This window comes from Bradyrhizobium sp. LTSPM299, from assembly GCF_000938235.1.
Taxonomy (GTDB): domain Bacteria; phylum Pseudomonadota; class Alphaproteobacteria; order Rhizobiales; family Xanthobacteraceae; genus Bradyrhizobium.
In genome coordinates, this window is record NZ_JYMU01000018.1 from 144,955 (window position 1) to 153,440 (window position 8,486).

The window sequence follows — 8,486 nt, forward strand, 5'->3', positions numbered from 1 at the left end:
TCAGGATCCAGGTCGCAGCCGTGGCTAAACCGCCGAAAGAAAATTCCCCGATCACCGAACATCTCGCCTACCTGCTCGCGCAAGCGAACCGGGAGATCAACCGGCAGTTGGAGACGCGCCTGAGCAAGGAAGGCGTCCCGGTCGAGCAGTGGCGCATCCTCAAGGTGCTGTCCGATGGCGAGGGACACTCGATGGGCGAGCTTGCCGATGCGGTGCTGCTCAACCACCCGACCCTCACAAAGATGATCGACCGCATGGTGTCGGACGCGCTGGTCTATCGCGTCCAGGATCCCAAGGATCGCCGCAAGGTGCTGATGTTCGTCTCCGATCGCGGCAAGGCGCTCTCGAGGCGACTGAACTCGCTGGCGGTGAGCCAGGAAGAGCACATCGTCGAGAGCTACGGCGACAAGTCGACCACCGAGCTCAAGCGCCTGCTGGAAAGCCTGATCGGCACCGCGAACTGACGCGGCCGGTCACCGCCTGGCGTAACCGACCGGCGAGGCACAGCCCACCGGACTATCGAAAAAGAAACCTGTGCCGATGTCGGGCCCCTGCCCGCCGGTTCGTCCTTTGGATGCGCCCGCGCCAACGGAACCCTTGATGGCCAACGATATCGTCGACTGGCCGACTTCGGTTCCCGCCCGCGGCGTAGCCTTCGCGACCAGGCGCGAAGGTTCCGGCTCATCCGACCCCCGTTAGCGAGGACATCCATTCATGACGTCGATCACGCCGTTCCTCTGGCTCGACAACAACGTCCGCGAAGCCGTCACCTTCTACAAATCGGTATTTCCCAATGCCAAGATCGAGACCGTCAGCGACTTCATGGCGACCTTTGAGCTCGAGGGGCTGCGGTTCAACGCCCTCAATGGCGGCCCGAAATTCAAGTTCAATGAAGCGGTGTCCTTCTTCATCAGCGTCGAGACCCAGGAGGAGGTGGATTACTTCTGGACCAGGCTGACCGCTGATGGCGGCGAGGAAGGCAATTGCGGATGGCTGAAGGACAAATTCGGCCTGTCCTGGCAGGTCGTGCCGACGGCACTCGCCCACTATCTGGGCGCCCCCGATCGCGCGAAAGCCGATCGCGCCATGCAGGCCATGATGAAGATGCGGAAAATCGTCATCGCCGATCTCGACAAGGCTTACGCGGGCTGAGATCCCCGCGACATTCCGAGACCTTCCCGGAATTCGCTCGCAGCTTCGAGCCTCGACGGCCGTCCACGGATGATCGAGGCCGACGCCTCGCATCATTGCAATCGATCTTTCATTTGCTTGATCCGCAAATGATAGGTGGCCGCCAGACAATCACTGTCGTCGGCGCACGCACGTCGCCATTCCAGCCATGTCCGCTGTTCCGACTCCAGCTTCGACTTGGCCGCGTTGCCGCCCTTCGCAATTGCCTCGGCATAGTAGCGGGACAGAAGCACATCATAGACGGATAGTTTGCTGCTGGCGCAGATAGCTTCCTCATCCTTTGCCTTTGTCGTTCGGGTGGCACACCAGGTAGGCCCCTGAACGGTGGCCAGGCTTCGGGGATCGACAGGCTTGCCCGCCGCACCGGGCAAATCCTTCAGCAGCGTTTTTGGATTGAGGACTCCGAAATCCGGCAGATAGATCATCTTTGGACCGTAATGATCCCTGATCCATGTTTTGGTGACGCTTTCGTCCAGTTCGATATTTGCCTTCACCGTGATGTCATCAGTCAGACTTGCGAAGCCGTCGGCGAATTTGAACTCCAGCTCGCATGCGATCCCCTTGATGCCGGAAACGACGACTTCCGCGACAAGCGTCTTGGAGCCTGCATCGTAATACGCGAGATACTCGTCATATGCAGATGCCGTCAGGAAGTCGTCGTCCCAGAATTGATCGGCCGCCGCCGATGCCGTGATGCAGGCCCGCACCACGTCTGCCTTTGTCCGCGGCACGAGCCCCTTGTAGCCGTTCACCCGGATCGACCAACGGATTGCCGCACCGGTCGTATTGACGAGCAGCTTGTCGTTTCCAACCTTGACCAGGGCTTCCGCCAGCAGCGTCGCGGGGACCAGCGGTTGTGATACATCCAACGTCGCGTATTTTTGCGCCAGGGCAAGAAGATTGCGTCCGATTTCACCGACAGCCTGATTGTAGGCCTGAATCTCTGCCTTCAGGTTGAGTGAATTTGATGTGGCCGGGTTGCCCGGAGTGATCGCCGCGTTACCGACGTCGATATAGGGGGCATGGAAAGACAGCGTCGCGTGCGCATCAATCGCGCGGCTCAACTCGGTCCCTGCCCTGTTGCGACTCAAACCTGCAAGAAAGATCCAGCCACAGGCCGACTCGCAGGCAGCACCTGCAGCGATCGAGGTTGATATCCCGCCTGAGACGAAATCGGCGATCTTCAAGCCTTCAACGAAGTCGCCGCCCGGTGAATTCAGGCATAGAGTCGGCCCCGTTTCAATCGGCGGATAGTTTTTGGGGAGCTTCTGCCTGAACTTGTCGAAGTCCCCCGCAGCGATTTCACCGTCCATCCGCAACTGGCAATCGGTCCGCTTCAAATCGACAGTGAAGTCGGCCGTCCAGGCCTTTGGCGGCAAGGTCGGGACTGCGATCACCATCGCGACCAAGGCAAAGACTGCGTTTCGCATCGTCTACCTCGAGCGGAGTCCGGTACCTTCCCGCATGACTGCGTCATAGGAATCGATCGACCACCGGCTCCGCTGCGCATCCCAATAGAAGACGTATTGGGTCCCCGGCGCCAACTTCGTGGATTGAATCGCTGCACCGTCATGATAGGCAACCGACACCGCGCCGCCGTTGTTCGGCAACGTCACAAACTGCCCGGGTGATATCTCGATCTGTTTCCAGTCGCCGTCGAGATAAGACAGTTTGATTGGAGCCTTCGCGACGCTCAACAGGATGACCGTGTTTGCCAACGCAGCTTTCGGGATCTGATTGGAGCTGCGAAGCTCATCCGCGCGCGAGGAACAACCGAACCAGCCAAGGCAAGCGCACAGCACGACCGCCAGTTTGCCGGCTCGCATCATGGTTTCGGATCACCCTTCTCAGCTGGTGGCGTTTCCTTTGGTCCGGTGGGCTGACTCATTCGACCCAACATGTAACCGATGATGGTCCCGAACAGACCGAAGGCAGGCGCGATCTGCTCGTTGGAGTATCCTGCGGTAATGAGCAGCAGGGAGGCGGTGATGACCGTGACGACGATCATGGCACGGGACACGTCTTCCGGTCGCTTGTCGCGGATATTGCGGACCGCATAGATGTACAGGCAGATCACGATCAGACCGAAGGCAACGATCAGACAGGTCAGCCACAGCTCATACGGCGTCTTCTTGAACAGCACGTCCGGCAGATTGCCGGCCCCGGCAACCGGATTTGACGGCAGTTCGGACGGAACCTGCTGCGCGGATGATGACGTGGGGACAGCAAATGCCGTAACCGACGCGAGCACTCTTAAAGCTGCGGGCCTATTCATTTGAATCAACTATCTTAGATTGAAAACCGCGATCCTACGCCTCCTCGCCGGCAAGGCAAGATGGAACCCGTTGCGGTGTGCAGCAACGACGCCTCAACTCTCGCTGCGCTGCAATCGATGTCAGACGGTGCCCTGCGCCCGTCCGATCCGTTTCATGAATCCAGACCAGTAGGATGGGTGGAGCGAAGCGATACCCATCGCGACGGCGGTGAAATGATGGGTATCGCTACGCTCCACCCATCCTACGTTCTACTGGCCAATCCACCCGTCGCATAAATCAGAGCGGGTGGGCAAAGGCGCGTGGTGCCGTGCCTACCATCACGTGCGGAGCAAGAACTGGCGGGCACGCGGAGCCTGTCATCGGGCGCGCGTTCGCGCGACCCGTTGGCTTTGCCCACCCTAAAACCTTGTCGCAGCCGCTTAACCGTACCGCCCGTGGCAGTGCTTGTACCGCTTGCCTGAGCCGCAGGGGCAATCCTCGTTGCGGCCGATCTTGCCCCAGCTTGCCGGGTTGTTCGGATCGCGGTCGGAGGCCGGGGTTTTCGGCACCAGCGAGGCCTGCGCAAAATTGGCTTGCGCGAACGCCATCTCGTCCTCGCCGGTGTTCGGATCGAGCTTGTGCGCTTCCATCGGCGGCAGCACCGGCTGCTGCTCTTCCGGCGGCACGATCTCGACCCGTACCAGTTGCGCCGTCACCGCCTCGCGCAGATGCGCGGTCATCGCTTCATAGAGGCCGAAGGCCTCCGACTTGTATTCCTGCAACGGATCGCGCTGGCCGTAGCCGCGCAGACCGATCACCTGGCGCAGGTGGTCGAGCATCACCAGATGCTCGCGCCAGAGATGATCCAGCGTCTGCAGCAGGATGGTCTTCTCGACGTAGCGCATCACGTCGGGGCCCCATTGCGCGACCTTGGCCGCCATGTGCTCGTCGACATGCTTCTCGATGCGCGTCAGCAATTCCTCGTCGGCAATGCCCTCTTCCTTGGCCCACGCATCGACCGGCAGATCGACGTCGAGCACGCGCTTCAATTCTTCCTTGAGGCCCGCCACGTCCCACTGCTCGGCATAGGCGTGTTCCGGCACATGCTTGGCGACGATGTCGTCGATGAAGTCATGACGCATGTCCGCGACCATTTCGGCCACGCTGTCGCTCTTCATCAGCTCGACGCGCTGGTCGAAGATCACCTTGCGCTGGTCGTTCTGGACGTTGTCGAACTTGAGCAGGTTCTTGCGGATGTCGAAGTTGCGCGCCTCGACCTTCTGCTGCGCCTTCTCCAGCGCCTTGTTGATCCAGGGATGGATGATGGCCTCGCCTTCCTGCAGGCCGAGCCGCTGCAGCATGCTGTCGAGGCGGTCGGAGCCGAAGATGCGCATCAGATCGTCTTCCAGCGACAGGAAGAATTTCGAGCGGCCGGGATCGCCCTGACGGCCGGAACGGCCGCGCAGCTGGTTGTCGATGCGGCGGGATTCGTGGCGCTCGGAGCCCATGATGTAGAGGCCGCCGGGCTTCGTCACGGTCTTGGCCGGCCTGGTGCCCTTGGCGGGCTCGATCTCGACCACTTCCTCCGCCTTCAGCACGAGTTCGCGGAAGCGCTCGATGTCGGCCTTGATCTGCTCGATCTTCGCGGCCTTCTCGGCCTCGTCGGTGATGTCGCCGGTCTCCTGCTGGATCCGCATCTCGAGCGAGCCGCCGAGCTTGATGTCGGTACCGCGGCCGGCCATGTTGGTCGCGATCGTGATCGCGCCGGGCACGCCGGCTTCCGCCACGATGTAGGCTTCCTGCTCGTGGAAGCGCGCGTTCAACACTGCGAACAGCTTTGCCGGCTTGCCGGCGCGGGCCGCCGCGTAAAGCTTGTCCATGCCGGACTCGGCGCCGAAGTCGATCTGCTTGTAGCCGTGCTTCTTGAGATATTCGGCCAGCACTTCCGACTTTTCGATCGACGCGGTGCCGACCAGCACCGGCTGCAGCCGCTTGTTGGCGCGCTCGATCTCGGCGAGGATCGCGGCGTATTTTTCGCCCTGGGTCCGGTAGACCTCATCGTCCTCGTCGAGGCGCGCCACCTGAACGTTGGTCGGGATTTCGACGACCTCAAGCTTGTAGATGTCGAACAGTTCGTCGGCTTCGGTCAGCGCCGTGCCGGTCATGCCGGCTAGCTTGCCGTACATCCGGAAATAGTTCTGGAAGGTGATCGAGGCGAGCGTCTGGTTCTCCGGCTGGACCTGGACGTGCTCCTTGGCTTCCAGCGCCTGGTGCAGGCCCTCCGAATAGCGGCGGCCCTGCATCATGCGGCCGGTGAACTCGTCGATGATCACGACCTCGTCGTCGCGGACGATGTAGTCCTTGTCGCGGTTGAACAGCGTATGCGCGCGCAGTGCCTGATTGACGTGGTGCACGACCGAGACGTTCTCGACGTCGTAAAGAGAATCGCCCTTGAGCTGGCCGGCGTCACGCAGCAGATTCTCCAGCTTCTCCATGCCGGCTTCGGTCAACGTCACCGTGCGCTGCTTCTCGTCGACGTCGTAGTCGGTCTTGTCGAGTTGCGGAAAGAACGTGTCGATGGTGTTGTAGAAGTCCGAGCGGTCGTCGAGCGGACCGGAGATGATCAGCGGCGTGCGTGCTTCATCGATCAGAATGGAGTCCACCTCGTCGACGATGGCGTAGAAGTGGTCGCGCTGGACCATGTCCTCCAGACGGTACTTCATGTTGTCGCGCAGATAATCGAAGCCGTATTCGTTGTTGGTGCCGTAGGTAATGTCGCAGGCATAGGCCGTCTTGCGCTCGGAATCGTCGAGGCCGTGCACGATCACGCCGGTGGTCAGGCCGAGGAAGGAATAGATCTGGCCCATCCAGCCGGAGTCGCGGCGGGCGAGGTAGTCGTTGACGGTGACGACGTGGACGCCCTTGCCTGCGAGCGCGTTGAGGTAGACCGCGAGCGTCGCGACCAGCGTCTTGCCTTCACCGGTCTTCATCTCGGCGATGTCGCCCTCGTGCAGCACCATGCCGCCGATCAGCTGGACGTCGAAATGGCGCTGGCCGAGCGTCCGCTTCGCCGCCTCGCGCACCGTCGCGAAGGCCGGAACCAGGAGGTCGTCGAGCGTCTTGCCGTCGGCGAGCTGCTGCCTGAATTCGTCGGTACGGGCCTTCAGCGCCTCGTCGGACAATTTGACGAGTTCGCCCTCCAGCGCGTTGATGGCGTTGACGCGGGACTGATAGCCCTTGACCCGACGGTCATTGGAGGAGCCGAAAAACTTGCGGGCGAGCGCGCCGATCATGCGAAATTCCTGTTCTTCGGTCTTGCGTTACAGCCTGATGTAGTCCACCGGATCGCCCATCAACTCACCGTGACGCGCCGCGGTTCGGGCCCCGACCGGGGGGCTCATCCGCCAATTGAGTGGGAAACAGGCTATCCAAGGTTCAACGGCCAAAAACGCAGCAAAATAAGCGCTCTCGCCATTGACACGATGGGGCATCAGATATGGCCGGGTCGGGGGGTTGTCAACTTCGGCAAGATGTCAAGGAATTCATCATTTTGACAGACTTTTCGCGTTGCCAAGGCTACGCGATTGGGCGAGTGTCCGCCGCGCTCGCACTTACACCCTTTGAGACAAGGATTTTGCATGACCACCTCGCTTCCGGAAACGAAAACCGGCCTGCGCCTCGGCTTGGCCACACTGGCCGTAGCGGGCTGCCTTGGCGCCCTCCTGGCCGCCGGCCTGCCGGTCCGGGCTGCCGATTCCGACCCGGTGGTCGCGAAGGTGAACGGTTCCGAGATTCACGCCAGCGACGTCGCGCTCGCCGAGGAAGAACTGGGACCGAGCCTCGCGCAAATGGACCCCGCGACCAAGAAGGAAAACGTACTGTCCTTCCTGATCGACATGAAGATCGTGTCCAAGGCCGCCGAGGACAAGAAGGTCGAGAACAACGAGGACTTCAAGAAGCGCCTCGCCTTCACCCGCAGCCGCCTGCTGATGGACAGCCTGCTCGCCACCGAGGGCAAGGCTGCGACCACCGACGAGGCCATGAAGAAGGTCTATGACGACGCCGCCAAGCAGATCACCGGCGAGCAGGAAGTGCGCGCCCGCCACATCCTGGTCGAGACCGAGGACGAGGCCAAGGCGGTCAAGGCCGAGCTCGACAAGGGCGCCGATTTCGCCGAGCTCGCCAAGAAGAAGTCCAAGGATCCCGGCGCTGCCGACGGCGGCGACCTCGGCTTCTTCACCAAGGAGCAGATGGTGCCGGAATTCTCCGCGGTGGCTTTCGCAATGGAGCCAGGCAAGATTTCCGATCCGGTGAAGTCGCAGTTCGGCTGGCACATCATCAAGGTCGAGGAAAAGCGCAACCGCAAGGCGCCGGACTTCGATCAGGTGAAGGGCCAGATCGAGACCTATGTGACCCGCAAGGCGCAGGCCGACTATGTCGCCAAGCTGCGCGAGGCCGCCAAGATCGAGCGCACCGACGCGCCGGCCGCCCCGGCGGATGCCGCCAAGGACTCACCGAAGCCTGCCGACAACAAGATGGCGCCGACGAAGAAGTAAGCGACGCGAACCGAATTGAAGTTGCGATGGCCGGGCATGTCCCGGCCATCTGCATTTTGGGGTGTATGATCGTCGTCCCGGCGAAGGCCGGGACCCATACGCCGCGGCAGTTGTTGTTTGCCGCGGTGGCGACGGCTTTCTTGAACAATTGATGACGGTGGTTATGGGTCCCGGCCTTCCAGGCTGTGTGAAAACCTGATCGGCTATTGTTGTCGGGATCGGGCTTTGATTCGAGGTTATGATGGCGCATGTGACGGGCCAGTCGCGGTATCAAACGACGCTTTTTCCTGAGGTTCTGGACGAGGTGGTGGGGCGCGACGATCCGGTTCGGGTGATCGATGCGTTTGTAGATGCGCTGGCTCTTGCGGAGTTGGGATTTTCGAAGGCTGCGGCCGAGGAACTGGGTCGGCCGCCCTATGCGCCGGGCGACCTGCTGAAGCTTTACATTTACGGCTATTTGCACCGGGTGCGGGCGAGCCGTCGG

8 protein-coding genes are annotated in these 8,486 nt (G+C 61.4%); 4 read left to right on the plus strand and 4 right to left on the minus strand.

The window, feature by feature from the left end:
* Positions 1-20 precede the first annotated feature (20 nt).
* Together UP10_RS12925 and UP10_RS12930 are read left to right on the plus strand one after the other, a co-directional pair.
* On the plus strand, positions 21-464 hold the full coding sequence (locus UP10_RS12925) for a MarR family winged helix-turn-helix transcriptional regulator (RefSeq protein WP_044536328.1): 444 nt from the start codon (positions 21-23) through the stop codon (positions 462-464).
* Between the two features lie 250 nt (positions 465-714).
* Positions 715-1,152: a VOC family protein gene (locus tag UP10_RS12930; RefSeq protein WP_044587701.1), complete on the plus strand. Its 438-nt coding sequence runs from the start codon at positions 715-717 to the stop codon at positions 1,150-1,152.
* A gap of 92 nt (positions 1,153-1,244) precedes the next feature.
* Here the strand turns inward: UP10_RS12930 and UP10_RS12935 are convergent, their stop codons facing one another.
* The 4 genes from UP10_RS12935 to secA all read right to left on the minus strand — a co-directional run bounded on the left by UP10_RS12935 (position 1,245) and on the right by secA (position 6,739).
* Complete coding sequence (locus UP10_RS12935; RefSeq protein ID WP_156179832.1) at positions 1,245-2,621, minus strand: lysozyme inhibitor LprI family protein; 1,377 nt, start codon at positions 2,619-2,621, stop codon at positions 1,245-1,247.
* Positions 2,622-2,624: 3 nt separating this feature from the next.
* Positions 2,625-3,020, minus strand: coding sequence for a hypothetical protein (locus UP10_RS12940; protein ID WP_044587703.1), 396 nt, complete (start codon positions 3,018-3,020; stop codon positions 2,625-2,627).
* Positions 3,017-3,466: a hypothetical protein gene (locus tag UP10_RS12945; protein WP_156179834.1), complete on the minus strand. Its 450-nt coding sequence runs from the start codon at positions 3,464-3,466 to the stop codon at positions 3,017-3,019. Before UP10_RS12945 ends, UP10_RS12940 begins: the two co-directional genes overlap by 4 nt.
* A 420-nt stretch (positions 3,467-3,886) precedes the next feature.
* On the minus strand, positions 3,887-6,739 hold the full coding sequence (secA, locus tag UP10_RS12950) for a preprotein translocase subunit SecA (protein WP_044587704.1): 2,853 nt from the start codon (positions 6,737-6,739) through the stop codon (positions 3,887-3,889).
* Between the two features lie 345 nt (positions 6,740-7,084).
* On the opposite strand from secA, the gene UP10_RS12955 reads away from it, so the two are divergent.
* A complete protein-coding gene (locus UP10_RS12955) occupies positions 7,085-8,002 on the plus strand; it encodes a peptidylprolyl isomerase (RefSeq protein ID WP_044587705.1) in 918 nt (305 codons plus the stop codon).
* Positions 8,003-8,243: 241 nt separating this feature from the next.
* Positions 8,244-8,486, plus strand: a 243-nt coding sequence (locus UP10_RS12960; RefSeq protein ID WP_502692180.1) for a transposase, incomplete at its 3' end; no start/stop codon positions are given.

Bases quoted from the DNA above. Each gene is read 5' to 3' on its own strand.
- UP10_RS12930 (WP_044587701.1), top strand. From the start codon at position 715: ATGACGTCGATCACGCCGTTCCTCTGGCTCGACAACAACGTCCGCGAA.
- UP10_RS12935 (WP_156179832.1), bottom strand. From the start codon at position 2,621: ATGCGAAACGCAGTCTTTGCCTTGGTCGCGATGGTGATCGCAGTCCCG.
- UP10_RS12940 (WP_044587703.1), bottom strand. From the start codon at position 3,020: ATGATGCGAGCCGGCAAACTGGCGGTCGTGCTGTGCGCTTGCCTTGGC.
- UP10_RS12945 (WP_156179834.1), bottom strand. From the start codon at position 3,466: ATGAATAGGCCCGCAGCTTTAAGAGTGCTCGCGTCGGTTACGGCATTT.
- secA (WP_044587704.1), bottom strand. From the start codon at position 6,739: ATGATCGGCGCGCTCGCCCGCAAGTTTTTCGGCTCCTCCAATGACCGT.
- UP10_RS12955 (WP_044587705.1), top strand. From the start codon at position 7,085: ATGACCACCTCGCTTCCGGAAACGAAAACCGGCCTGCGCCTCGGCTTG.